The sequence below is a fragment of the Pedobacter jamesrossensis genome (assembly GCF_042650905.1).
Lineage (GTDB): Bacteria > Bacteroidota > Bacteroidia > Sphingobacteriales > Sphingobacteriaceae > Pedobacter > Pedobacter jamesrossensis.
Window position 1 is genome coordinate 1 of sequence record NZ_JBHSBY010000138.1, and the last position, 25,688, is coordinate 25,688.

Below are 25,688 nucleotides of genomic sequence, written 5' to 3' on the forward strand. Positions count from 1 at the left end.
ATCAGCTTAGATTTTCTTAGGTGCCTTAGGTGGTTTAAAACATCCGTTTATATAATGTCAATGGTAGCATGACGAATCCTTACGTCCTTCTCGTGAAAACGGGAAACCTAAAGCGCTAGAAAGGAAACATTATATATGCCTGCGAAAGCATTAAGATACCCAATCAAGTTGAGCATGACGATGCCGCCAAATTAAATTCTTTTACAATAGCTGAATTTTTTATTGTGATACAGCCTCATCTTAATTGCCCATCGTTTTTTTTTGTTATTATTGTTGTTGAAAAACAAAATTTAATGTCTCCAAATAAACGTTTAGTAGTCGGCCAGGGTCAAATTAGTGGCTATATATCTATTTTTTTAGCTGTTTTAGCTTTACTCGGAATCCTTTGTTTCCACTACCCCGAGAAACTGACAACACCAGAGTTTCGTGAAATTTATACTAAAGATAGCATGGAAGTTCTAATGCTTGGTGGTGTAATTGCCTCTTTCTTTTTTGCTGCATTGAGCGTTGTGTTGAGTAAAAAATTAAAATGGGGCTGGCCAGGATTTGTCTTAGCAGCTTTGGCCGTAGTTTTAGGCGCATTAGGTGTTGAAGGCAGGGATGTAGCAAAATCGAGCTGGCATTTTGGCTTAGATTGGATGATTTTAGATTTATTGCTAATGGTTGCCATTTTTGTTCCGCTAGAATTATTTTTCCCTAAAAACAATAACCAAACCAAGTTTCACGAGGAATGGAGAACTGATTTAACTTACTTCGTGATTAGCCATTTGTTTATTCAGTTCTTTGGTATTGTAACGCAAAAACCAGCAGTATTATTTTTCGGATGGATGGGCTTAGACCAACTGCATACCTGGATCCAAAGCTTGCCATTTGCCTTAGCTTTATTCCTCGCATTTTTCAGCACCGATTTATTTCAATATTGGGCACATCGCTTTTTCCATACAAGAGTTGCCTTATGGCGTTTTCATTCTATCCATCATTCTACACAAAATATGGATTGGTTGGCAGGCAGCCGAACGCACTTTATCGATATCTTTTTTACCAGAGCGATGACCTTTATTCCACTTTATGTATTGGGTTTTTCATCAACGGTTTTTAATGTTTATATTATTTTCATAGCCATTCATGCCGTTTTAATTCATGCCAACACAAGGATAAATTTTGGCCCTATAAAGTACATTTTTACTACACCACAATATCATCATTGGCACCATTGCGAAGACCCAAAATATTACGGACATAACTTTGCATCGATATTTCCTTTTATTGATATGATTTTCGGCACGTATTATTTACCAAAAAACGAATGGCCGGCAGGAACTGGTGTACATGAGGCTTCATATCCGAAAGGTTTTATAAAGCAATCGGTTTATCCGTTTACAAAAAGCCCTTTTGACACAGATTTAAATATGGAAGAACGGAGTGATAGGTAGGTTGTCTATTGGCTCACTAGTTTATTGGTAGCTATCGAATACCTGCGCCCTCGGCCCTAAAATATCACCCTGAGCGGAGTCGGAGAGCATACAACACCGCTTTAGCCTTCAGCAAAAAAGTACACTTAGATTATACCTTTCAAAGACCAAATACTTGAGGGAAATTCCGCTTAGCAGAACGGTCAGCCACGCTGGCATTTTGTCTAATACATTTCTTCAACCTCAAAAACTCCTCCGGTAAAAGCGTACAAACATGAGTTATAGTATGCTCATATTTTTCAATGAATGGTACAGTTTTAACATCTTTTATATTATTACGAAATAAGATAAAAGTATGTTTAGAGAAAGCAAAATCAACCTCATTTAATTTGCCTATGCACCGCTCCTGTTCAAACATAAAATAATGCAATCCATTTTCAAGCTCATTTCTGCAACCATGCATAACTTTATCTTCTGGCACCTTTAATTGTGAAGTTGTTAACACCTGCAAAAAAAGAGATGCTCTTCAGATACCTCGATCACAATCAGAAATTTATCCCTTGGCTCTACACCATTCCCAAAGTCAAAATCCGGAGTTCTCTAAATAGACCAGGCTTCAGGTAGCTCATCTTAGAACAATTCGTTTTAAACAGAGGCTTTAAAAGCTTCCTCTACAATTACCTTCACTGAATCAGTCTGCACCTTTCTAATCGGAAGTTTATTAAAATATGCAGATGATATCAATTCTGATGGTTTAATTCTTCTAAAATCCTTTCTAAGTTCTTCCACATCAACTTTAGGAAATTTCTTTTTCAGTTCAACAACAAAGTCATTAAACCACTTTTCAGCTTTATTAGTTACAACTTGCCAATCCGAATATTCTAAATAATTCTTTTCTTCAACAAAACCAGTTAATACGTTTATGCAAAAACCAACGCAAGTCATGAGTTGAGGTAAATTTTTATCAGTATGATAAACTCCATTTTCATAAAAAGAACCACCATAGAAGTAGCCATATTGCGGCTTAGCTGTCTTTGCTATAATTTTACAGTGATTTAAAAATGAAGCTATAAGTCGTTCATCAATAATTTCTAATCTTTTATGAAAAACCTTATCTGCTAATTTTAGTTCAAATGGTTTTAAATGTACATCGTGTTTATCGAAATGATAATAATAATTGATGCCATTATACCTAATAATCAGAGCAGAATGATGAGCCTGTCCTAGGTCATTAACAGTTACAGATATTGCTACAAAATTGCCAGTCGGGCTGAAATTCTTAGTTAGTGTCAGTTTATCTCTAATTTCCTTTTCTGTATACATTAAAAATCAATTAGAGTTTGCGTTAGGTTACTTTTTAATGTATGGTATAATTTAGCTCTTACCTCTTTTATTGCTGTTTCCTCTGCAAAAGATTTAGTAATCACTAAAATCGTTTTTATAATATTTACATCAATACTGGGATGGTCAAATAAACGGATGACCTTTGCAACAACACCAAATTGCTGAGTATCTAGCAACTTTTTAATTTCAAAGTGTAAATCGAACAGAAAGTCATCTAATGATTTACTTTCTAAAAGATGAAGTAAGTTTTTAAAATAGGCTTTATGCTCTTCATTAATAAAGAACTCGCAAAATGTATATTCCTCAATATCAGTGGTAGCTCTTTTACGAACCAACAACTCTATGTCTTGATAGAGAAATTTATTTACGGCAATAGCTTGATTTTCGGAACACTTTATAGGCTTTAAATCCTGCAGATGTATATTCGGATTAGCCCCACCAACTTCCATCAATTTTCCTTTAAGAAATTGTATGGTAAAATTTGATTGTCTTTTAACAGGTTTAGCCTGAAATTTTTTTGCTTTCTTAATTTTTTTTTCAACTGAAATTTTTTCAGTCTTAGTATAAAAATTAGCTTCATAGATTAAGCCATTAGCTTTAAGAAGATTTTGGAAATTACGCCAGGGCGTAATAATGTCAGGATTGGTTTCCTTCTTATCTAAAATGTTATTAAAGTCATTATGGAAATGTTCAATAACCTCGGTCGATGCGACCGTCATTACAGTAGCAGAGCCTTTTACCACCTGAATTTTTGCGCCTTCGGCCCCAGGTGTATTCGAAATAATATCTTTCATAGATTGAAGCATCAAAATCAAAGATTCCGTTGCTTCAACCGTTAAATTAGTCAATTCAATTTCATTGCCATGGGCATCTTTGGTGATTTTGAATTCTAATTTATTCTCCGACATTTTTCTTTGGGCGTTGATAAAAGTAATAAAAATTTAGAATATTAAGCTTCTTCTATATTAAGATATATTTCAACCAAATTTTGAAATTAGATAATCTAAACTAACAGACCTAGAGACTTCATCATGTGGGATTAATAAATAACACCAAGATTTACCACCGTTTTCAAGGTTAAAAGCGGTAGCATATTCACAATATTTTAATGCGCTAAGTTTTTTAGCTTGGACATCAACAGTATCATGAACACTTTACACGACTTTTAAATGAGCAACAGAAAACATATATAAACCCTTGCTTTAAGCGTATTAAAAATTGCTGAATCTTTTCCCCGATATTAAAGCGTTTAGAAATCAAGTGGTAGCACATAACTTAAGAGTTAAAAATAAAAGTGTGCCTATCCATAAAAGCCTCAACAGTTTTAGAGTACCACAAACCATCATTGAATTTAGTTTAATCATTACATGTATAGAATATCTTACTCAAATAATTAATAGAATGTTTCCAGGCGTTATAACCAAGGTGGCAAAACATATCTCTGATTCTGCTAATAGATCAACAATCTTTATGAAAGAACCCATTACACCTGCAAACGCGGAAAGTATTTTAGTAGAACTTATTCGTGATCTAGAAAAAATACCGAATAATTAGATTGTATAATTAACAATATAAATAAATGAGTATCAATAATCAGGTCGGCATTTCTATTCACCGCAACCTTCTAGTCGAACTGTTCGGAAATTCCGAACAGTTCAACTTTCCCAAAGGTTAAGAATAAGTAACGAAGCCTTGTTTTGAGCATCGCTCTAAACATTAAACCAACCTCACGCCTACCCCAATTCCCAGCTTAAACCATGCTCCTCCTCAACATCCTTCAAAGCCTTTTCCTTAACTGGCTCAATAAATGCTACTTCTACTCCATCCTTTAAATGGTAACAATTTCTAATCTGGCAGGCAAAATAGCGCCTATCCTCCTTGCGGTTCATATCATGAAAATAGGAGATACCAACAGCAATTAGCACTGCACGATCTCCAGCCTGCTGTGTTTCAACCCTCAGTTTTGCACCAGGAAATTCAACCCCATCGATATCGAATTTAAGATCATTTATTTCGATGATTTCGTAGTCACCACCATTTAAATCGAAATTGAACAGTTTGATTTGTAGAATAAACCCATCCGCCCGGGGAATCATTTTCACCAGCTGTTTAACATCAATTTTAGGAAGCTGAAGTTCAAATAGTCCGTTAGCTTGCAATTTAATATTAGGTGGGCGAAGCAAAAGCTGTGTTAAGCTGGTTACTGCATTAAATTCGAATCCTTCAAGGAGTTTGAGGTTTCCAAAACGCAGTTTTTTATGGCCCAAATGCTCATTAGGAATGCTCCTGAAAATTTCATTGATTTTTTTAGTCAATCGGCTGGCAAGGTCGCCGACGCCATAATCCTTTACCATTGCAGCAAAAGCCTTACGAATATATGCCGCATTCCTGCTGGCCTCGCCAAAATCTTGACCGCTTTTTTTGCTGTTTTCAGAAAGTTGATGAATTGCAGATTTACTTCTGACCACGTCTTTCTTTCCCCTTCGATAAAAAATTAGATCCCCCACTTGCCCGGAAAATCGCACAATCCCATTTAATGTAGCCATAATTGATTATATTTGATTTAACCAAGGGATTGATCAATCCAATATACCAATTTTCTAATCATTTCTGCAAACAAATCCATATCAAATCCGACTCTAATCCGTGTGCATTCCGTGTTTCGGCTATGCCTGTATGCCACTTGCTCTCACCATGCTTCGGGAATCCTTCAACATAGGCAAACGTGTAGGTGAGTAAGTATCATGCCTGGAGACTGGGATAGGATAGCAAAATGGTTAAGCGGAAGCGAAGAATTGGTATAGCTTACCCGAGCAAGAGGCAATTCTTTGTCGATTTAATTGCGGATACATGAAAAATGCTTAATATTTTAATTTTTATATTCTTGAGATTAATTTTCTTTCAAAAGAAATTCTGCTTCTTCTTTTATATTGCATTTTATTTGGAACCAGAATATCTATTTTCTAAAAATAAGATCTTTCCCGTGTATTGTTTTTGCGTTTAAAAACTTCAATCTCACTACAGACATAATTTTCAAGTCCGCATCACCTTTTATTATGTTAAACCCAAAATTGAATTCTCGATATTATTTATCGCTGAATTATCTAATTTTTCTTTTTGAGAGAAGGAAAAACAAAAAAAATATTATGAAAAGAATAATTCCAGATATTATCTGAAGCCTGTAACAATATTGACTATTAAAAACCGTAATGAATTGCTTATAGAATTCCGAATAATTATGTAAAGACTCAGATATTGCAAACCATAATGCATATGCCACCCTAATCATATAGGAAAAAATTAAGGAAGGTAAAAGCGTAGACTTAATAAATTTCAACATTTTCATTATGAACCAATTACATCCCACTCATTAATTGAGTAGGATGTAGATTTTATTATTTTATATGTTTATCATAGTATCCATGTGCTGCTCCTAAAGCTCCAGCAACCAAACACATTCCACCGTATATTTCTGCTGCTAATAATAATGCAGCAATAATACCACCATTTGTTTCTATTAAATCAGCTGAATCTAATTCAGCTAATTTCATTTCTTGTAAATTAAACTTTTCCATTTCTTTAGTGAATTGAATCATATCCCGTATCGTATGCTGCTTTTAAACCCGCAGCAACTACAGCCATACCTGCTCCATATATGGCCTTACCTCCTATAAAATATAAATATATTAAAAACCCCCCTTTCATTTCCCCCATTTCTTTAGCATCCATCTCCTGAACACCAAAATTTTCTAAATTTAAACTTTTCATAATTTAGTTTTTATTTTTTTTATACTACCTACTCATTTTAGGCTTTTCGGTATACGCCTTTTTTTGTTGCAACAGCACTAAATTAGTTTGGCTCACTCTACAAAAAAAGTAGTGGGTAATTTTGTTGAATAAAAAAACCTGCATTTATATTATACTCTTCCTGCTGGTTTAATAGAATAAAATCTGCTTTAATATTTATATCAAAGGGCTGCAAGTAAAAGTAGGTTTGCAGCTGCCTGGAATATTCAATTGGAGCACCCATCATTTTTAATTCATCAATAACCACGTATAGTCTCGAGGTTGAAATTGATAAGCGCAGGGCTAGCTTTTCAGGCGTACCTGTTCTGCCCTCTTTTATCAATTTATGTAGAATGTTAATTCTGTTTATGTATTCAAATAATTTCATAGGTTTTCTTTAGTAGGTTATTTAAGCTTTATAATCGTGGTTCTTCGATAAGCTAAGAATGACATCAATTAGCCAAACTGCTGCCTCCATAAATTAGCATAGTGGTTCTCAGCTTCTAACATTTCATTATGACTTCCCTCTTCAATTACTTTTCCTTTATCTAAAACGATAATTTTATCTGCGTTGCGAATGGTAGTTAAGCGGTGGGCTATAATGATTATGGTTTTTTGATCTGCTCTTAATAAATCAATCGCTTTCTGAACGTATTGTTCAGAAGCAGAATCTAAAGAAGATGTTGCTTCATCCAAAATTAAAATCTCGGGTTTACGATACAACGCCCTGGCAATGGCGATGCGTTGTTTTTGTCCACCAGATAATGATGCTCCATTTTCGCCAAGATAAGTTTGAAAACCTTCTGGCAATTGTTCTATAAATGATATTATGCCCAACTGTGAGCAGATATCAATAATGCGCTGCATATCGGGTTCGTACTCACCCACAGCAATGTTATCGATAACATTACCTGCAAATAAATCAATATTTTGAGGTACAACACTTAACAAGTTTCTTAATGATGAATTGTTAAGGTATTTAATGGCATAATCACCTATATAAATACTACCAGAATGAATTGGGTAGATATTTTGTAACAAAGACATCAAGGTTGATTTACCAGAACCACTTTCTCCTACAATTGCGGTGAAGCTTCCTGCTTTAATGCTTAAATTTAAATCATCGAAAACATTAACCCGGCTACCATAGCGAAAAGCCACACTTTCGAAACGAATATCGCCAATTAAAGCTGGCGTAAGCGGCACGTTAGAAGTATCTTGCTCAATTTGCAAATCCATAATTTCGAATAAACGATCTGATGCGATAACAGCGTCCTGAATGGCTTTATTTGCACCAATTAATGAAGCCGCAGGGCCTGTGAAATAACCTATCAACGTGTAGAAAGAAAATAACTCTCCTGGAGTTATTTCACCATCAAGTACGTAGCCAGCTCCTACCCAAAGCAAAATAATGGTTAATAAATGAGCTATGATTTCGGTAGAGGTTCCAGAAAAAACAGAATTCATCCCAGATTTATAAATCGTCCTTAATAGTGCTATAAAATGGGTTTCAGTTTTAGTGTTGGTAAATCTTTCTAATCCGAATCGTTTTATTGTACCTACATTATTTAAACTTTCTACCAATTGAGATTCCAATTCTGCTGATTCTTCCATCAGTTTTCGTTGATTTTTTTTATTGAGTTTATTGGTGATAATGTAAATTACTAAGTATAAAGGAATTACAACGAGCATAATTAGGGCGAGTTTCCAATAGTAACTAAACATCAACAGAAAAGAAAAAATCACTATAAACACATTTACGACAAGATTTATAGAAACATCGTTTATAAATGCCCTGATTTTTACCGCATCATTTACCCTCGAAATAATTTCTCCAACACGCATTGTATCAAAAAATTGTTGAGGCAATTTTAGCAAGTGCTTATAATAGCCTAAAATTAATCGGGCATCTATTTGCTGACCCGTACGAATGGTAAATATGGTTTTAGTTGTACCGATAAATAGCTGCAACAGTAAAATTGCAATCATAATTATACTCATTAAATTGAGTAGATTTCGATTACCATCAACTAAAACATTATCGGTGATTTTTTGCACAAAAATTGAGGTAGATAATCCTAAAAGCGTATAAACTAAAGCGCCAAATAATGCCTGCAATACGATACTTTTATGAGGCTGAATTAAGCTCCAAAAACGGCTTTTAGTATCTACCTTTTCGTCTCCGGTTTTAAAACTTTCATCGGGAAGTAAAAGCACCAGCACACCGGTCCACTCGGCGGTAAACTCTTGAATAGTTTTTCGTTGTAATTTGCCATCGCCAGGATCCATTATTTCGATATACTTATCCGTAACCTTAAAAATTACTAAATAATGTTGCAATTGTTTTTTAACCACCACGTGGGCAATTGCTGGCAATGGGATTTTACTTAAACTCTCTAAGGCACCCCTTACACCCTTGGCTTCAAATCCTAGTTTATTAGCCGCTTCAATTAGGCCTAAAACATTTGTTCCTTTAGTATCAGTGCTTGCCAATTGCCTTATTCGTGCAACTGGCATTTTTAAATTGTAAAATGCAGAAACAGAGGCTAAACAGGCTGCACCACAATCTGTAATATCGCGTTGCTTAATTAATATGTTTGAATTTCGAGACATGAAAATATGCTAATAATTTAGTAGTCGACCTCAGGATGTGGATGTGAAATAGGAGATTTATGAAGAAGGATTTAACCAATCATCTACCTTATCATAAAGTAATTGATATAAACTTCTTTTTGTGATGGTAAAACGGGCACCAAAAGTCATTCCTTTTTTAACATGACCTTTATAACCATTTTTCAATTGTAGGTAACCTTTTTCTAACTTACATTTTACCTTGAAATATGGACTTTGATTGATTAGTAGAATATCATCGGAAATGTCCTCAACTTTACCACTTAACAAACCCCATTGATTATAGTTAAAAGCATCTATCTGAAACCTAACTTGCTGACCCTTTTTTATTAAGCCAATATCTGATGGTTTGATGTAACTAACCGCTAGTAAGGCACTATCTGGTGAAATCTCAGCTATTTTCTGGCCAGTTGAAACAAATGAACCCACCTGCAAACCTGCCAGGTTTTGAATCGTTCCGGAAATTCTAGCAGTTAATTTGTATAATTTTTCTTGCTCTGAAACTTGAACATGTTGATTTTCTAAATCTTTTATTTCTTTACGATACTGGTTAGATTCTGTTTGCCATTGAGTTTTATATCGCTTAGCTACTAATTTTAAATCTGAACATGCCTGCTCATAGTTAAATTTATATTGTTCGTACTCTACCTGCGTTACAACCTTCTTATTAAAGAGTATTTCGTACCTGCTATAAACCTTGTAGGCTTGTTCTTTAGCATTTATTGCATTTTGATTTTGCTCTTTATATTGTTGCCAGTTTGCACTATATAAACCAGTTTGCAATGCCGGTTCTCCGGCATTGCTTAAATCAACCAGTTTTAAAACGAGAAGCGCATCGTTTAATAACCCTTTTAATTCATTGGTACGATTACTTAGAATCATATTTTGTTTTTCAGGTAGTGTAGGGTCTATATTTAAAAGAAGTTGTCCTTTTTTTACGTTTTTATTATCTGTTAAGTTTATTGATGTAATCCTACCAGATACTGGCACAAGTAGTTCTGCCTTTTCGATATTGCTTTGCATAGAACCATTACCTTTTACACTTACAGTGGTATAAATAAAAGGCAGAGTTAATACTGCAATCACTAAAAACAACAAAGTAATTGAATAAATAATTTGTGTTTTTATTTTAGTTTGGTGTAGAAAAATGATTGATGTATTTTGAAAATCAGTTTCATCAGTTAAATTCATTTAATTAAGCGGCTTAAAATTCGTTCTCGAAAAATATTAACCAAGTATAATTAATGCTTTATGCTCTAAAAAAAATAATACACCAAATGGGTTATTGTAAGGACGAAACTGTTAAGAAAATAATCAATTATATGTTTAACACAAATCGTTACATATATACAAACTCCCTATTTCATACATAGAAAAACTGATTTGGTGTATCTTTTTTCATAAAATTTCTAATAAATTATAATTTACAACCGTATATTTAAATTTACAAATTATGAAACCTAAAAAATTAGAAAAAAAGACGGTTTTTCTTTTTAAGAAAAAAATGATTGCGAACCTAAGTAAAGATCAGATGCGAAAAATTAATGGAGGTAACGGCAAACTTAACCCCACTGATCATTCAGGCACTCCTGACTGTGGAGCTCAAACACTAAATAATACATTCAATTAAGTATTTTATCTTTAAAATGAAATATATATTTACTGCTTTGTTCCTTTTTTTTCTTTATCAGTCATTAAAAGCACAAGATTGTAGCTGTAGCGAAAATTTTCAACAATTAACTGATAAAATAAAAAAAAATTACGTTGGCTATTCAGATAAAGTAAACTCTTCCAATCGCGTTCGTTTTCAAAATTTTACCGATAGTCTACAAAAAATAGCTATGGTTTCTGACAGTTATACATGTTTGAGCTTGTCAAGAGAGTGGCTTGCCTTCTTCAAAGATAAGCATATAAGTTTTGGATTAGATTTTGATAAATTATCAACAGATTCCATAAAATTATTTTTTCAAAACGTGGAAAAAACGAATTGGTCAGAGGCATCTTTTAATGCCTATTTACAACAGAATATAAATAAAGTTGATAGTTTAGAGGGTATATGGAACCATGAAAACAATACTTATAAACTTGGTATTGTAAGAGATGGAACTAAAAAAGACTTGGAGTTTATCGCTTTTATTATTAAATCAGATGGATTAAGGTGGTTGCCACAACAGGTAAAATTCAGAGTGTCTAAATTTGAAGGTAAATATAAAACTGTTTATTTTAGTGCTGGTGATCATTCTATTGTTTTCCCAACGCTATCTAAAGTTGGAGAAACTTTAGATTTTGGCATTTTTGGCAAGTGGTACAAAGGGGATAAAAAACAAGCAGCCACAGCAATAAGTCCTTATAAACAAAGCCACAACACAACCAAATTTACAAAGCTTGACGATGAGACATCCTTACTTACCCTACCCTCGTTTAATTCTAAGTATAAACATGAAATAGATAGTTTACTTGATAAAAACAAAGTGATAATTAGCAACACTAAACATCTACTTATTGATGTACGTGACAATTTAGGAGGATCAACTAGGAGTTTTGAAAACTTGCTCCCATATCTTTACACGAATCCTATAAAAATTGATGGAGGTAAAGTTCTAGCCACCGATGAGAATATTAGAAACTGTTATGAAAAAGAGTATCCGAATTTATCTAATAAAGAAAGTAATGAACTAAAAGCGAATGCAAAAAAATTAAGAGATCATTTAGGCGAACTATACTTACTATATAAACCTCGGACTTTAAAGCTTCCAAAAGTTCTAAAAAAACCAGAACGCATTTCCATTTTGATAAATAATGGTACAGCAAGTAGTGGTGAGTTATTTATATTGCGGGCCGAGCAAAGCAAAAAGGTAACTCTATTTGGCGAAAATACTGCTGGAGTAGTAGACTACGGAGAAACTGTTAAGATAACTTTACCATGTAGTTTCTTAACCTTAGTATATCCAGCTAGTAAATCATTACATAGCATTAAACGCCCTTTGGATAATGTCGGGATTAAGCCAAATATACAAATACATGATAACATCTCCGATTGGATAAAATTTGTAGAAAACTACAAAAAGAGTAATTAATGAGAAAGAATAAATATAGGATTATAATTTATCACACTCTTTTCTGGTCATGTTATATGCTGTTGGCTAATTTATTAGAATACGGCCTTAACCCAAAAAACCATCATTTTAGTATAGGAGATATATTTTTCACACAGGCTCCAAATATTGTTACAGTTTATTTATGCGTACTACTTTGTCATAAGTACGCTAACCCTCCTAAAACTTTATTCCTAGTAGTGGGTTGCATTGTGATTTTTAGTTTTTCTTACCTAAACTGGTACATTACAAGTTATTATATCAGACCATATATTAATGCAAATGGCCCAGCACCCAGAGTTTTTAATTTCTTCCATTTTGGGATTTCTGTATTATGGATATTTGTGACATATGCCTTAATAGGCTTTGGATATTACTACGCCAGTGAAAGTGTTAAACACGAAAGAAAACTACGCCTCATAGAAAAAGAAAAACACGAAGCAGAATATGCTTTCCTTCGTGCTCAGATTAATCCTCATTTTTTAAACAATACACTAAATTTCTTTTTCGCAAAGTCATTACCCATATCAGAAGAACTCGCCAATGGAATTATGACTTTGAGTGAAATTATGCGGTATTCACTCGAAATAGACAAAGATGATAAGATGACCTTAATAGAAGATGAAATTGAGCACATTAAAAATGTAATTAAAATTAATCAGCTCCGCTTTAATAATAAATTGCAGATTGATTTTACAATCAGTGGTGATACCGAGCACATAAGATTGATTCCACTAATTTTAATTACCATTGTAGAAAACATACTAAAACATGGCGATTGCACAGATAAATTGCATCCCATTAAAATAGCTCTAACTATTAACAAAACAGATAACAGTATTTATTTAAGTACCTGGAATAAAAAGAAAAACGGACCTAAAGAACTTTCCAGCGGTATAGGTTTGGAAAACATAAAGAAAAGACTTACAAATCACTACAAAAAAGATTTTTCACTGGTTATTAAAGACACAGACATTGATTATACGCTTATTCTAAATATCCCATACAATTTAATTGTTGAACATAAAGAAAACATACATTTTCCAGATCAGATCACCATTTTTGATCAATTTAAATTAACCTCTGTAAATCCGAAACCTTACACCTCATGATTAATTGCATTATTGTTGATGATGAAGAGCATGCCATAGAAGTTATACAACATTACTTAAAATCGGTTGCTGAAATAAAGATATTAGCAACATTTACTAACCCAATTGATGCACTAGGTTTTTTAAGCATCAACACAATAGACCTTATTTTTTTGGATATTCACATGCCAGAAATATCAGGAATCGATTTTATTAAAACGATAAATAATCGTAATGCTCAAGTAATTCTTACCACTGCATATAAAGATTTTGCAACAACAGGCTTTGATTTAGAAGTGGTAGATTATTTAGTAAAACCTATACCTTTAACTCGTTTTTTGCAAGCATTAACCAAAGCGCAGAAAATTATTCATGCCAAGAAAAATAATTTTCAAATTAGTTTAAATGATGACGATTATTTTATGGTTAAAACAGAAGCAAAGGGTAAAATGTTAAAAATTAACATAGCAGAAATCGATTTTATTGAAGGCATGAAAAACTATCTTGCTTTCCACCATAACGGCATCAGAACACTCGCTCTACTGACGATGAAAGATGTTGAAGAACGATTGCCTAAAAATAAATTTATCAGGGTGCAGAAATCGTTTATTATTGCGCTTAATAAAATTACCTCGATTGATGGAAACCGTATCGTGTTAAAAGGCGTTTCAGCCGAAATACTAATTGGCGAAACCTATAGAAAGAATTTTCTTGATGTTATGAAGCATAAGCTAATTAGCTAGTATTACCCAGTGTTACCAATCAAACGTTTGCCTTATTTTCTTTACAGAAGAATAGAATTGCATCCCTTAAAAAGCCTTATCTTTGCGTAACTCATAAAAAATATACTATGCTTAAAGGATTTTTTAACGTACCAACTCCGGTAAACGAACCTATATTAAACTATGGCCCAGGCAGTAAAGAACGCGTGCTTTTAAAAGAGGCACTTGCTGAAGCCCGCTCACACCAACAAGATATCCCGATGTATATTGGCGGTAAAGCAGTTCATACCACTAAAAAAGGTAAAGTTGTTGCACCACACGATCATCAACACATTTTGGCTCAATTTAGTATTGGCGATAAAACCCATATTGCACAAGCAATTGATGCTGCTTTGGCAGCAAAAGAAGATTGGGAAAACCTTTCTTGGGAACACAGAGCTGCAATATTTTTAAAAGCTGCTGATTTAATTGCCGGTAAATACCGCTATAAATTAAACGCAGCAACCATGCTTGGGCAAAGCAAAAATGCTTATCAGGCAGAAATTGATGCAGCCTGCGAGCTAATTGATTTCTTACGTTTTAACGTAAGCTACATGGCCGATATTTACAAACAACAGCCACCAGTTTCGCCTCGCGGCAACTGGAATCGTGTAGAACAACGACCTTTAGAAGGTTTTGTATTTGCACTTACACCATTCAACTTTACAGCTATTGCAGCAAACTTACCGGCATCGGCAGCAATGATGGGCAATGTTCTAGTTTGGAAACCAGCAGATACGCAAGTTTATGCAGCCAACCTTTTAATGGAAATTTTCCGTGAGGCAGGCTTACCCGATGGCGTTGTTAACTTGGTTTATGCTGATGGACCAGAAACTGGTGAAGTAATTTTTAATCACCCAGATTTCGCAGGTATTCACTTCACAGGTTCTACAAAAGTTTTCCAAGAGATCTGGAAAACAATTGGCACAAACATTCATAAATACAAATCATATCCTCGCATTGTTGGCGAAACTGGTGGTAAAGATTTTATCCTGGTTCACCCATCTGCGCAAACTGATATTGCAAGTACTGCAATTGTTCGTGGCGCTTTCGAGTACCAAGGACAAAAATGTTCGGCCGCAAGTCGTGTTTATATTGCAGAAAGCGTTTGGCCTGAAATTAAAAAATTAATGTTACGCGATTTGGCTACATTCAAAATGGGTGGAACTGAAGATTTCACTAATTTTATTAATGCAGTTATTGATGAGCGTTCTTTCGACAAATTAGCAAAATACATTGACCAGGCCAAAAAAGATAAAGGTGTAGAAATTATTGCTGGTGGCAACTACGATAAAAGCAAAGGCTACTTCGTTGAGCCTACTATTTTAGTGGTAGACGACCCGAAATATACAACCATGTGCGAAGAGTTATTCGGTCCGGTTTTAACGGTTTATGTTTACGCTGATAAAGATTTCGATTCGATTTTAGAGATTATTGATACCACTTCGCCTTACGCTTTAACAGGTGCTTTAATTGCGCAAGATCGTTATGCGATCGACAAAGCATCTCATGCATTACGTAACTCGGCTGGTAATTTTTACATCAACGATAAATGTACTGGAGCTGTTGTTGGCCAGCAGCCCTTTGGTGGAGCCAGAGGTTCGGGCACAAACGATAAGGCAGGTTCGATGATTAACTTATTACGTTGGGTTTCTCCACGTACCATTAAAGAAGTTTTCGAATCGCCAACTGATTACCGTTACCCGTTTTTAGCTGAAGATTAATCTTACTTAGTTGGAGATAAAACCCCCTAGTAGGTAAATTTATAACGCCATGGTCTGTGTCCTCACAGACTGTATAGTTTCGGCTTGTGGAAACACAAACTGGAAATCATATTTTAAAAACCTCTGAGCAATCAGGGGTTTTTCTTTTTTAAGAAAATTTTGGAAAGCACTAGTACAGCTTATATAATTGTTACCCAGGCTTTCCACTAAATCTTTTTAGCTTATTCTTCCACTCCGATCAGAATTATAGCTAAAAAGGATACCGTTTCAATCCCGTTTAGGTGGCACAGAAAATACAACTATTTAAGGTTGCAAATTGTAGATATTTTCATTTTAAACCCGACAGTAGCGAGCATAGCGATTCTTCATCGGTATAAAGCGAATGGCGGGACCACAGAATCTAGGAAGAACTGAACATTCATTTCCAAATCATCAAAAATCTTTCAAAACCATCTCAATTTCCAGCTGTTGTAATAAAAACTAACCATCATGAAAAATACAGAAAGCAACAACGAAAATTTAAATGATAAAAATGCAGACAATGCTGCAGATAAAACCAATATGCCCGAGCAATTAATTCCACGTCATCATAGTGATGAAAATAGCAAAAAAAATAAAGTAAAATCTGATGCGGGTAACTTGGGCAGAAACTTTGGAAAAGGAGATTTTGGTTCTGAAGAGGCTCGTGAAGATTCGGAAAAAGGTAATAAAGGGCAGGCTGGCAATATGCCTAATACTGAGCAAAAATAAAAGCCCCGACAAAAGTCGAGGCTTCTGAAAACTACATTTATAGGGTGAAATTATCCAACTTTAAAAGCAGGTGTAACATCATCAAGGCATGTACACGTAACTTTCATGTCTTTAATAATTCCTGTTTTTAAACTATAAACCCAGGCATGCACCGCTAATTCCTGGCCGTTAGCCCAGGCAGCTTGTACAATCGAGGTATTCATAATGTTTCCTGCGCCTTCAATTGCATTTAATTCTACCAGGCGGTCGAACCTTTGATCCGGGTCTTTAATAGTTGCCATTTCACGCTCATGCGTACGATATACATCACGAATGTTTCTCAGCCAGTTATCAATTATACCAACTTGTTTATTACCCAAAGCGGCTTTAACGCCACCGCAACCGTAATGACCGCAAACAATTACATGTTTAACTTTTAAAACGTTTACCGAATAATCTAAAACAGAAAGCATATTCATATCGGTATGCACCACAACATTTGCAATGTTTCTGTGTACAAATATATCGCCGGGCTTAGTATTAGTAATCTGATTAGCCGGAACTCGGCTATCAGAACAACCAATCCACAATACGGGCGGGCTTTGGCCTTCAGCAAGCTTATCAAAAAAACTTGGGTCGTTATCAATTACATCTTTAACCCAATCTTTATTTCCCTGCAATAATGTATCGTATGTTATATCTTTTGTTTCTATCGTTTTTGCGCACATATTCTTATTTATTAATGTCTTTAATTATGGTATTTTTTAATTTTGGTACAGTATAGTGTTTCTGTACATTTTCTAAGGTTACTATAATGCCTTTTGTATAGGCATTATGTTTATAGTTAAAAATGGTTTCAAGCACATCTGGATCAATGTATCTCGCATTAGTACCATCTATAATTACATTTGTTTCGCGTGGTATATTCGTTAAAACTACCTGTATTGCTGCTTTATTTAAGAAAGAAACTTCTTCTGCTAATTTAATTCTGATATTCTTTTTGTCGCCTTCGTTTGTAATTCTATAAAAGAAAGGATTACGCATATTTGTACGCAATAAGTAGAAAATCGATACCAGCATTCCTATTGCCACACCCTTTAGTAAATCGGTGAACAAAACCGCAATAATGGTTACTACAAATGGCACAAACTGATCCCAGCCTTTATGGTACATGTGTTTAAATAAAGCTATTCGGGTTAATTTATAACCTGTTACCAATAAAATTGCAGCCAAACAAGAAAGCGGAATCATATTAATAACCTGTGGAATAAATAACAACGAGAGCAATAACCAAACCCCATGAAATATTGCAGACATTTTTGTTCTACCACCTGAATTTACATTTGCAGAGCTCCGAACAATTACCGACGTCATAGGTAAACCACCAATCATACCGCTCGTAATGTTACCAATGCCTTGTGCAATTAATTCTCTGTTTGTTGGCGAAACACGTTTAATTGGGTCGATTTTATCAACAGCCTCAATACTTAAAAGTGTCTCTAAACTGGCTACAACCGCAATTGTTAAGGCTACGATGTAAACATCCTTATTGGCCAATTGAGAAAAATCTGGCATGGTAAACAGGCCAAAAAACTCACTTGCGCCATTTACAACAGGTATTTTAACTATTTGGTCTGCTCTTAACTGGTAATCTGTACTAGCAAAAATAAAACTTGCAGTTACGCCAAGCACAACAACTAAAAGCGGGGCTGGTACTATAGCTAATTTTGGAAACTTAGGCCATATAATTAGAATTGCTATCGATAATAAACTGATAACAACCGCAGCCAAACTGAAATGGCTTAATGCAGCAGTAATTGCAGAGAAAGTATTTTCGTGATCTTGCTGAAAGAATCCCTCATCGCCACTAAAATCACTATCAACACCTAAAGCATGGGGTAATTGTTTCAAAATTAATATTAAACCAATTGCAGCCAGCATGCCTTCAATAACGCTCGACGGGAAATAATTGCCAATCGTTCCGGCTTTTACTAAACCTAAAACCATTTGAAAAACACCCGCCAAAACTACGGCAAGTAGAAAGGTTGGATAACTACCCAAAGAAGTTATGGCACCCAAAACAATAACAGTTAAACCCGCCGCAGGCCCGCTAACGCTTAGTTGAGAACCACTAAATGAGGCTACAACAATACCACCAATAATCCCGGTAATTAAACCAGCAAATAATGGTGCACCGGAGGCAAGGGCAATGCCTAAACATAATGGCAAGGCCACTAAAAAAACAACAATACTTGAGGGTAAATCTTTCTTTAGATTCTTTTTAAGAAAATATTTCTTCACATCCGTACCTGAAAAGGCCGGGTTAAACTTTTGCATAACGATATAATTATCAGGTAAATTTTAACGAATAAATCGCGGGAGAAGCCCAAATAATTTCATGCAGAAAAATATATTAAATGCGTTTAAATAAACACATTTAAATAAAATTTAACTCAACAAAAAAGGTAACCCCCAATAAGGAAATACTAAATAAAGTTGGGAGGAGGTGTTGGCACTGTAGCATGATATGGGTCTACATATCGTTTGAAATGCTCTATAAAACTGCTCTTCAAAATGAAGTGGCTTGAAGAGAACTCGTAAGAAAAGATTGGATGATTTAATTCTACGATTTTAAAATCGGTGAATTTTGCTGTGTCTTTGGCGGCATCCTTTCCGCCATCATGCTCTAACTCAATTTGCATGATTACGGCGTTCATAATTTCTTTGTCGATACATGTACAAAATACCGGCGCACCAGAAATGGCCATCTTCGCACTGAAGATAAGCATAAATGCTGCAACGATTATATACTTGTATTTCCTTAAAAACATTAACCTGATTCTAATCTTGTTCTAATGTAACTTTACAAAAATAAACGGATAATTGGTTTTTCAATACTTTATGCTGTAAAAAAAATGTAATATATAAGATGGGTAATCAAAAAATATTGATAGTCAAATAGTTTTATTTGAAAACCAAAGCATGGTTTACAGGGCTAAGTCAGCCCCGCCATTCGTACAATATTTTTGTTTGGGTTTAGTGAAATAATTAAATTTTCTGGAACAAAAATTATTTTCCTGCTGTCGGGTTTATTTAACAAGGTTTTGTAATTCTTCGCAAATTAACCAATCGCCAAACCTTGCATTCTCGATAGTAATTTTTAATTTTAAAACCTCACACCAAAAACATGGATAAGAAAATAGCTTTACTTAAAGATAAAATTAACCAGGCAAATCTTGGCGGCGGACAAGCACGTATCGACAGTCAGCACAAAAAAGGAAAACTTACCGCCCGCGAACGTATCCATTTTTTAATGGACGAAAATAGTTTTGAGGAAATTGGTATGCTGGTTACACATCGAAGTACAGACTTTGGAATGGAACGAGAGAAATACTTGGGCGATGGTGTAATTACAGGTTATGGCACCATCAACGGCAAACTAACCTATGTTTTCTCTCAGGATTTTACCGTTTTTGGTGGATCATTATCAGAAACTCACGCAGAAAAAATATGCAAGTTAATGGATATGGCAATGAAAAATGGCGCTCCGTTAATTGGTTTAAACGATAGTGGAGGTGCCCGAATTCAAGAGGGTGTGGTTTCTTTAGGTGGCTATGCAGATATTTTTTATAAAAATGTGCAGGCATCTGGCGTTATTCCTCAACTCTCTGCAATTATGGGTCCTTGTGCTGGTGGAGCAGTTTATTCACCAGCCATAACCGATTTTATTTTGATGGTCGAAAATACATCCTATATGTTTGTAACTGGCCCGAACGTGGTTAAAACGGTTACTCACGAAGAGGTAACATCAGAAGAATTGGGTGGCGCAAGTACGCATGCAACAAAATCTGGCGTAACGCATTTTGCTTGTGCAAACGAAATCGAAGCCATCAATCACGTAAAAAAGTTATTGAGTTATATGCCTCAAAACTGCGAAGAAATACCAGAAAGCCTACCTTACGAAATTACAGATGAAAGCAGAATAGAGCTGAATACTTTTATGCCTCAAAATGCCTCTCAGCCTTATGATATCAGAGAGATTATTTCATCTGTCGCTGATACATATAGCTTTTTAGAAGTTCATAAAGATTTTGCAGAAAATATTGTGGTCGGTTTTGCCCGATTGGCAGGCAGAAGTATTGGAATTGTGGCCAATCAACCAGCTTATTTAGCAGGGGTTCTAGATAGTAATTCTTCAACAAAAGCGGCACGTTTTGTTCGTTTCTGCGATTGCTTTAATATTCCCTTATTGGTTTTTGAAGATGTTCCGGGTTTCCTGCCTGGAACTGACCAGGAATGGAATGGCATTATTACCAATGGCGCAAAATTGCTTTATGCTTTTAGTGAGGCAACTGTTCCTCGCATTACGGTTATCACCAGAAAAGCTTACGGTGGTGCTTATGATGTAATGAACAGCAAACATATTGGCGCTGACATGAATTACGCATGGCCAAGTGCCGAAATCGCCGTTATGGGCGCTAAAGGTGCAGCAGAAATTATCTTTAAAAAAGAAATTACCACGGCAGAAAATCCGCAGGAAAAATGGCTGGAGAAAGAAAAATTGTATTCAAATATTTTTGCAAACCCTTACCGTGCTGCAGAACGAGGTTTTATTGATGAAGTAATAGAACCTTCGCAAACGCGAATAAAGTTGATAAAAGCTTTTAAGATGTTAGAAAATAAGGTAGTGAATACACCAAGAAAGAAACATGGAAACATACCTTTGTAATAATGTAAAATGGATAATGTAAGATGAATGGCAGCAAAAACATCATCCATTTTACTTCTTAGCTTTTACATATCATAACAAAGGCTAAAAAGAATAGACATTCTATTAATGGCTTTTTGCACAGGTTTAATTGTTGCAAACATTTACTATTGCCAACCTTTGGTTATTTTGGTAGCTAAAGACTTTAATTTAACCGAAACTTTTGCAGGCAGAATTACCTACATTACTCAAATTGGTTATGCATTGGGCTTATTTCTACTTGTACCGCTTGGCGATATGTTCGAGCGGAAAAAGCAAATTTTATTTATTACTGGCCTAGCCATATTTGCGCTTTTGATTGCCGCCCTTTCTAAAACATTCTTTTTGTTAGAAGTTGCCTCGCTACTAATTGGCATCTGCTCTATTGTACCGCAATTAATTTTACCACTTGCCGCTAATTTAAGTACCGATGAAAATAGAGGTGCAAACATTGGAATGATTATGAGTGGTTTGCTTGTTGGTATTTTGGCATCGAGAGCCGTAAGTGGTGGTATTGGGTTCTGGTTAGGTTGGCGAGCTGTATATTTTATGGCAGCCGGAATTTGCTTACTATTAATTGCTTTAATGGCTAAACGCTTTCCGAAAAGTTACCCTGCGTTTAAAGGCAGTTATAAAGAATTAATGACTTCGATGTTTGGCTATATCAAAACACAGCCAGTTTTACGCGAAACATCAATAATAAACTTTCTTGCGTTCTCCATTATTAGTGCATTTTGGACCACAATGGTTTTGTTTCTTGCAAATCCTCCTTTTAGTTTTCAAACGTTACAAATTGGGTTATTTGGCATTGCGGGTGCGGCGGGTGCTTTGGCTGCCCCATTGGTTGGGAAATTGAGCGACGGCAATAATCCGCGTAAAAATTTAATGATTGGTTTCATTCTACAAATCATCAGCGTTGCGTTGTTCTATTTCACTGGAAATCACTTATATTTATTCGTAATCGGCATTGTTTTAATTGATATTGGTCAGCAAGCAATACATGTAACCAATCAAACGAGAATTTACACATTAATTCCAGAGGCTAGAAATCGGCTAAACACCATTTTTATGTCTGTTAGTTTTATTGGTGCAAGCTGTGGTTCGGCTTTGGGTTTATGGCTTTGGGGTCGAGGTGGCTGGAATTTATTTTGCTACGGAATTGCAGGTATCGTTTTAATCAATATATCGATTTACAAATTTTACGGAAGCAAAAAATTTTAATTTTGGAAACACTAATTCAAATAGAACAAATATTCCCATCATTAACCTGGCGGATTAGACATGAGGCCATGTATCCTGATATGCCTTTCGATTCTGTAAAACTTAAAGATGATTTCGAGGGCACACATTTTGGTTTATATGCAGACCACAAACTTACAGGTGTGGTTTCTTTATTTTCGCAAGGCGATGTTTACCAGTTTAGAAAATTGGCAGTTTTACCTAACGAACAAAAGGCAGGTTACGGAACAAAACTCATGGAATATATCTTAGATTTTTGTAAAATTCAGAAAGCAGCAGTTATTTGGTGCAACGCCAGAGTAAATGCTAAAGAATTTTATTTTAAATTTGATTTTATTGAAACAGAAGATACCTTTTTTAAAGATGGGTATGATTTTGTTGTAATGGAGAAAGAACTCAAATATTAATAAATTTACCATCAGCGCACAAAAAGTAGTAAGAAAGACTGTTTACTTAACCAAGTAAACAATACGCTGCAACCTTAGTGTCTTTGTGGTGAAAAAAAATAAAATATGGCTAAGAAAAAAGAAGACGAAAAGAAAAAACACGTTGCTGTTGTAACTAAAAAATCGTTACAATTTTTAGAAGAATATATTAACAACCCCGCTCCTACTGGTTACGAATGGGAGGGACAAAAACTTTGGTTAAATTATTTAAAACCATACATTGATGAACATTTCATTGATAATTATGGAACGGCAGTTGGCGTAATCAACCCAAAAGCAGCTTACAAAGTAGTTATTGAGGCTCATGCTGATGAAATTTCTTGGTATGTAAATTACATCACCAGCGATGGTTTAATTTATGTAATTCGCAACGGTGGTTCTGACCATCAAATCGCACCATCGAAACGTGTAAATATTCATACCGATAAGGGTATGGTTAAAGCTGTTTTTGGCTGGCCTGCTATTCATACTCGCCATGGCGAAAAAGAACAGGCTCCCGAACTTAAAAACATCTTTTTAGATTGTGGTTGTACCTCAAAAGAAGAAGTAGAGAAATTAGGTATTCATGTTGGTTGTGTAATCACTTACGAAGATGAATTTATGGTCTTAAACGACCGTTATTATGTTGGTCGTGCTTTAGATAACCGTGTTGGTGGTTTTATGATTGCCGAAGTTGCACGTTTATTAAAAGAAAACAAGAAAAAACTTCCATTCGGATTGTACATCGTTAACTCAGTGCAAGAAGAAATTGGCTTACGTGGTGCTGAAATGATTGCGCAACGCATTAAACCAAACGTAGCAATTGTTACAGACGTTACCCACGATACCACTACTCCAATGATTAACAAAAATATCCAGGGTGATTTATCAGCCGGAAAAGGACCTGTGGTTTCTTATGCGCCAGCGGTTCAAACCAACTTAAATAAATTATTAATTAAAACGGCTGAGAAAAACGAAATTCCGTTTCAACGCCAGGCTTCATCTCGTTCTACCGGTACTGATACAGATGCTTTTGCCTACTCAAACGGCGGTGTTCCATCTGCATTAATTTCTTTACCATTACGCTACATGCATACTACGGTAGAAATGGTTCATAAAGAAGATGTAGATAATGTAATCAGTTTAATTTATCAAAGCTTGCTAAACATTAAAGACGGACAGGATTTTAGAGAATTCAAATAAAATTTGATTGCATAATTTGAAGGCCTGAAGAAATAACTTCAGGCCTTTTTTATTGCAAAAAATGGGTAAATTACTTAACTATCTAAATCTAATAAACTGCTACTTTGTTAATTCAACAATGAAAAAACTCGTATTAATTCGCCACGGCCAAAGTGTTTATAATCAAGAAAATCGTTTCACTGGCTGGACCGATGTTGATCTATCGGAGCAAGGACACATAGAAGCAAAAAAAGCTGCAGAGATATTAAAAAAACACGATTACAATTTTGATATTGCATTTACTTCGCTATTAAAAAGAGCAATTAAAACATTGCATATCATTCTCGAAGACCTCGACCATTTGTGGATTCCAGAATACAAAAGCTGGCATTTAAACGAGCGTTTTTATGGTGCTTTGCAAGGATTAAATAAAGCAGAAACTGCTGAAAAATATGGAGCCGAACAAGTTTACAAATGGCGAAGAGCCCCAGATGAAGAACCCCCCAAATTAACCAGAGATGATGAGCGTTTTCCTGGAAATGATTTACGCTATCAAAATTTAAAACTTGATGAATTGCCACTAAGTGAAAATCTGAGTGATACAATTGCAAGGGTTCTTCCGTTTTGGAATGAATCTATTGTGCCTGCAATCAGCAAAAATGAAAAAGTAATTATTTCAGCACATGGAAACAGCTTGAGGGCTTTAATTAAGTACCTCGATAATTTATCTAACGAAGAAGTAACAGCTTTAGAAATTCCAACTGGAATTCCGCTGGTTTATGAGTTGGAAGATGATTTGAAAAAGATAAGGCACTATTATTTAGAATAGCATTCGAGTTATCAAATTAACGATACTTATTATTAATTTTATGTAAGACGTTATTTAAATCCACATGGCACAAAACAAAACGACCGAAAACGAAAGCAGCGTAACTTCATTTTTAAACACAGTTACTGATGAAGAAAAACGAAATGATAGTTTCGAGCTAATTAAAATATTCGAAGAGGCTTCTTCCTTTAAAGCCAAAATGTGGGGCAACGCAATTGTTGGATTTGGTAGTTACCACTACAAATATGAAAGTGGTAGAGAGGGTGATGCACCATTGGCTGGGTTTTCGCCCAGAAAAGATTCGTTTGCTTTATATATCTCTTTGCAAATCAAAGACCGCGAGGAACTTTTAGCTGAGTTTGGCAAACACAAAACAGGAAAATCTTGCGTTTACATTAAAAAGCTGAGTGATGTGGATGTGCATATTCTCAAGAAAATGATCATTAACTCAATCAAACAAATCAAAAGTTTATACTAAGCTAAGAGTAATATTACTGCCACTCAAATACTAGTGAGCGGATAGCCTGGAGCCCGATTTAAGCACAGATTAATTTTCTGAATACATACTTGCAACTTAAACAGATTTTTTCAGGCGAGGCCTGCTAGCGAAAGTTAGGGCTGCTATTCCAAAAGAACTCTTGGTTTTGCTTTTCAAATCTTATTAAACACGTGTAAATAAGCAGTTACGAGATG

The 25,688-nt window shown here is 35.0% G+C and carries 26 protein-coding genes; 14 read left to right on the forward strand and 12 right to left on the reverse strand.

The window, feature by feature from the left end:
• Nucleotides 1-293: 293 nt before the first annotated feature.
• Nucleotides 294-1,433, forward strand: a complete 1,140-nt coding sequence (locus ACFOUY_RS16635; RefSeq protein WP_378962327.1) for a sterol desaturase family protein — start codon at nucleotides 294-296, stop codon at nucleotides 1,431-1,433.
• A 139-nt stretch (nucleotides 1,434-1,572) separates the two neighbouring features.
• On the opposite strand, the gene ACFOUY_RS16640 is transcribed toward ACFOUY_RS16635, so the two are convergent.
• The 3 genes from ACFOUY_RS16640 to ACFOUY_RS16650 all read right to left on the reverse strand — a co-directional run bounded on the left by ACFOUY_RS16640 (nucleotide 1,573) and on the right by ACFOUY_RS16650 (nucleotide 3,664).
• On the reverse strand, nucleotides 1,573-1,893 hold the full coding sequence (locus ACFOUY_RS16640) for a hypothetical protein (RefSeq protein WP_378962329.1): 321 nt from the start codon (nucleotides 1,891-1,893) through the stop codon (nucleotides 1,573-1,575).
• A gap of 164 nt (nucleotides 1,894-2,057) precedes the next feature.
• Nucleotides 2,058-2,735: a hypothetical protein gene (locus tag ACFOUY_RS16645; protein WP_378962331.1), complete on the reverse strand. Its 678-nt coding sequence runs from the start codon at nucleotides 2,733-2,735 to the stop codon at nucleotides 2,058-2,060.
• On the reverse strand, nucleotides 2,735-3,664 hold the full coding sequence (locus ACFOUY_RS16650; protein ID WP_378962332.1) for a hypothetical protein: 930 nt from the start codon (nucleotides 3,662-3,664) through the stop codon (nucleotides 2,735-2,737). Before ACFOUY_RS16650 ends, ACFOUY_RS16645 begins: the two co-directional genes overlap by 1 nt.
• A 310-nt stretch (nucleotides 3,665-3,974) precedes the next feature.
• Here ACFOUY_RS16650 and ACFOUY_RS16655 point away from each other — a divergent pair, with 310 nt between their 5' ends.
• Nucleotides 3,975-4,310, forward strand: coding sequence for a hypothetical protein (locus ACFOUY_RS16655; RefSeq protein WP_378962335.1), 336 nt, complete (start codon nucleotides 3,975-3,977; stop codon nucleotides 4,308-4,310).
• A gap of 179 nt (nucleotides 4,311-4,489) precedes the next feature.
• Here the strand turns inward: ACFOUY_RS16655 and ACFOUY_RS16660 are convergent, their stop codons facing one another.
• The 6 genes from ACFOUY_RS16660 to ACFOUY_RS16685 all read right to left on the reverse strand — a co-directional run bounded on the left by ACFOUY_RS16660 (nucleotide 4,490) and on the right by ACFOUY_RS16685 (nucleotide 10,364).
• Nucleotides 4,490-5,302, reverse strand: coding sequence for a hypothetical protein (locus ACFOUY_RS16660; RefSeq protein WP_378962336.1), 813 nt, complete (start codon nucleotides 5,300-5,302; stop codon nucleotides 4,490-4,492).
• Between the two features lie 849 nt (nucleotides 5,303-6,151).
• Complete coding sequence (locus tag ACFOUY_RS16665; protein ID WP_378962337.1) at nucleotides 6,152-6,331, reverse strand: hypothetical protein; 180 nt, start codon at nucleotides 6,329-6,331, stop codon at nucleotides 6,152-6,154.
• Between the two features lie 4 nt (nucleotides 6,332-6,335).
• Nucleotides 6,336-6,524 carry a hypothetical protein gene (locus ACFOUY_RS16670; protein WP_378962339.1) on the reverse strand — a complete coding sequence of 63 codons (189 nt, stop codon included), beginning with the start codon at nucleotides 6,522-6,524 and terminating at the stop codon, nucleotides 6,336-6,338.
• Nucleotides 6,525-6,621: 97 nt separating this feature from the next.
• Nucleotides 6,622-6,930 carry a hypothetical protein gene (locus ACFOUY_RS16675; RefSeq protein WP_378962341.1) on the reverse strand — a complete coding sequence of 103 codons (309 nt, stop codon included), beginning with the start codon at nucleotides 6,928-6,930 and terminating at the stop codon, nucleotides 6,622-6,624.
• Between the two features lie 68 nt (nucleotides 6,931-6,998).
• Nucleotides 6,999-9,155 (reverse strand): peptidase domain-containing ABC transporter, encoded by a 2,157-nt coding sequence (locus ACFOUY_RS16680; RefSeq protein ID WP_378962343.1) that lies wholly within the window; start codon nucleotides 9,153-9,155, stop codon nucleotides 6,999-7,001.
• 57 nt (nucleotides 9,156-9,212) lie between these two features.
• Nucleotides 9,213-10,364, reverse strand: coding sequence for an HlyD family secretion protein (locus ACFOUY_RS16685; RefSeq protein WP_378962345.1), 1,152 nt, complete (start codon nucleotides 10,362-10,364; stop codon nucleotides 9,213-9,215).
• Between the two features lie 262 nt (nucleotides 10,365-10,626).
• On the opposite strand from ACFOUY_RS16685, the gene ACFOUY_RS16690 reads away from it, so the two are divergent.
• The 6 genes from ACFOUY_RS16690 (at nucleotide 10,627) to ACFOUY_RS16715 (ending at nucleotide 16,594) form a co-directional block, all read left to right on the forward strand.
• Entirely contained in the window at nucleotides 10,627-10,803 is a 177-nt protein-coding gene (locus tag ACFOUY_RS16690; RefSeq protein ID WP_378962347.1) for a hypothetical protein, read from the forward strand.
• A gap of 16 nt (nucleotides 10,804-10,819) precedes the next feature.
• On the forward strand, nucleotides 10,820-12,250 hold the full coding sequence (locus ACFOUY_RS16695; RefSeq protein WP_378962350.1) for a S41 family peptidase: 1,431 nt from the start codon (nucleotides 10,820-10,822) through the stop codon (nucleotides 12,248-12,250).
• On the forward strand, nucleotides 12,250-13,380 hold the full coding sequence (locus tag ACFOUY_RS16700; RefSeq protein WP_378962351.1) for a sensor histidine kinase: 1,131 nt from the start codon (nucleotides 12,250-12,252) through the stop codon (nucleotides 13,378-13,380). The genes ACFOUY_RS16695 and ACFOUY_RS16700 overlap by 1 nt, the downstream gene beginning before the upstream one ends.
• Entirely contained in the window at nucleotides 13,377-14,102 is a 726-nt protein-coding gene (locus ACFOUY_RS16705; RefSeq protein ID WP_378962352.1) for a LytR/AlgR family response regulator transcription factor, read from the forward strand. The genes ACFOUY_RS16700 and ACFOUY_RS16705 overlap by 4 nt, the downstream gene beginning before the upstream one ends.
• A 107-nt stretch (nucleotides 14,103-14,209) precedes the next feature.
• Nucleotides 14,210-15,844 carry an L-glutamate gamma-semialdehyde dehydrogenase gene (pruA, locus tag ACFOUY_RS16710; protein ID WP_378962353.1) on the forward strand — a complete coding sequence of 545 codons (1,635 nt, stop codon included), beginning with the start codon at nucleotides 14,210-14,212 and terminating at the stop codon, nucleotides 15,842-15,844.
• A 489-nt stretch (nucleotides 15,845-16,333) separates the two neighbouring features.
• Nucleotides 16,334-16,594 (forward strand): hypothetical protein, encoded by a 261-nt coding sequence (locus ACFOUY_RS16715; protein ID WP_378962354.1) that lies wholly within the window; start codon nucleotides 16,334-16,336, stop codon nucleotides 16,592-16,594.
• Between the two features lie 50 nt (nucleotides 16,595-16,644).
• Here the strand turns inward: ACFOUY_RS16715 and can are convergent, their stop codons facing one another.
• The 3 genes from can to ACFOUY_RS16730 form a co-directional block, all read right to left on the reverse strand.
• Nucleotides 16,645-17,301: a carbonate dehydratase gene (can, locus tag ACFOUY_RS16720; RefSeq protein WP_378962355.1), complete on the reverse strand. Its 657-nt coding sequence runs from the start codon at nucleotides 17,299-17,301 to the stop codon at nucleotides 16,645-16,647.
• Nucleotides 17,302-17,305: 4 nt separating this feature from the next.
• Complete coding sequence (locus ACFOUY_RS16725) at nucleotides 17,306-18,910, reverse strand: SulP family inorganic anion transporter (protein ID WP_378962356.1); 1,605 nt, start codon at nucleotides 18,908-18,910, stop codon at nucleotides 17,306-17,308.
• Nucleotides 18,911-19,059: 149 nt separating this feature from the next.
• Entirely contained in the window at nucleotides 19,060-19,290 is a 231-nt protein-coding gene (locus ACFOUY_RS16730; RefSeq protein ID WP_378962357.1) for a hypothetical protein, read from the reverse strand.
• A gap of 470 nt (nucleotides 19,291-19,760) precedes the next feature.
• Here ACFOUY_RS16730 and ACFOUY_RS16735 point away from each other — a divergent pair, with 470 nt between their 5' ends.
• From ACFOUY_RS16735 to ACFOUY_RS16760, 6 genes are all read left to right on the forward strand, one after another.
• A complete protein-coding gene (locus ACFOUY_RS16735; RefSeq protein WP_378962358.1) occupies nucleotides 19,761-21,302 on the forward strand; it encodes an acyl-CoA carboxylase subunit beta in 1,542 nt (513 codons plus the stop codon).
• Nucleotides 21,303-21,410: 108 nt separating this feature from the next.
• Complete coding sequence (locus ACFOUY_RS16740; protein WP_378962359.1) at nucleotides 21,411-22,541, forward strand: MFS transporter; 1,131 nt, start codon at nucleotides 21,411-21,413, stop codon at nucleotides 22,539-22,541.
• Nucleotides 22,542-22,543: 2 nt separating this feature from the next.
• Nucleotides 22,544-22,966: a GNAT family N-acetyltransferase gene (locus ACFOUY_RS16745; RefSeq protein WP_378962360.1), complete on the forward strand. Its 423-nt coding sequence runs from the start codon at nucleotides 22,544-22,546 to the stop codon at nucleotides 22,964-22,966.
• Nucleotides 22,967-23,071: 105 nt separating this feature from the next.
• A complete protein-coding gene (locus ACFOUY_RS16750; RefSeq protein WP_378962361.1) occupies nucleotides 23,072-24,187 on the forward strand; it encodes a M42 family metallopeptidase in 1,116 nt (371 codons plus the stop codon).
• Nucleotides 24,188-24,305: 118 nt separating this feature from the next.
• Nucleotides 24,306-24,995 (forward strand): 2,3-diphosphoglycerate-dependent phosphoglycerate mutase, encoded by a 690-nt coding sequence (gpmA, locus tag ACFOUY_RS16755; RefSeq protein WP_378962362.1) that lies wholly within the window; start codon nucleotides 24,306-24,308, stop codon nucleotides 24,993-24,995.
• A 64-nt stretch (nucleotides 24,996-25,059) separates the two neighbouring features.
• Complete coding sequence (locus ACFOUY_RS16760; protein WP_378962364.1) at nucleotides 25,060-25,473, forward strand: DUF1801 domain-containing protein; 414 nt, start codon at nucleotides 25,060-25,062, stop codon at nucleotides 25,471-25,473.
• The last annotated feature ends 215 nt before the right edge of the window (nucleotides 25,474-25,688 follow it).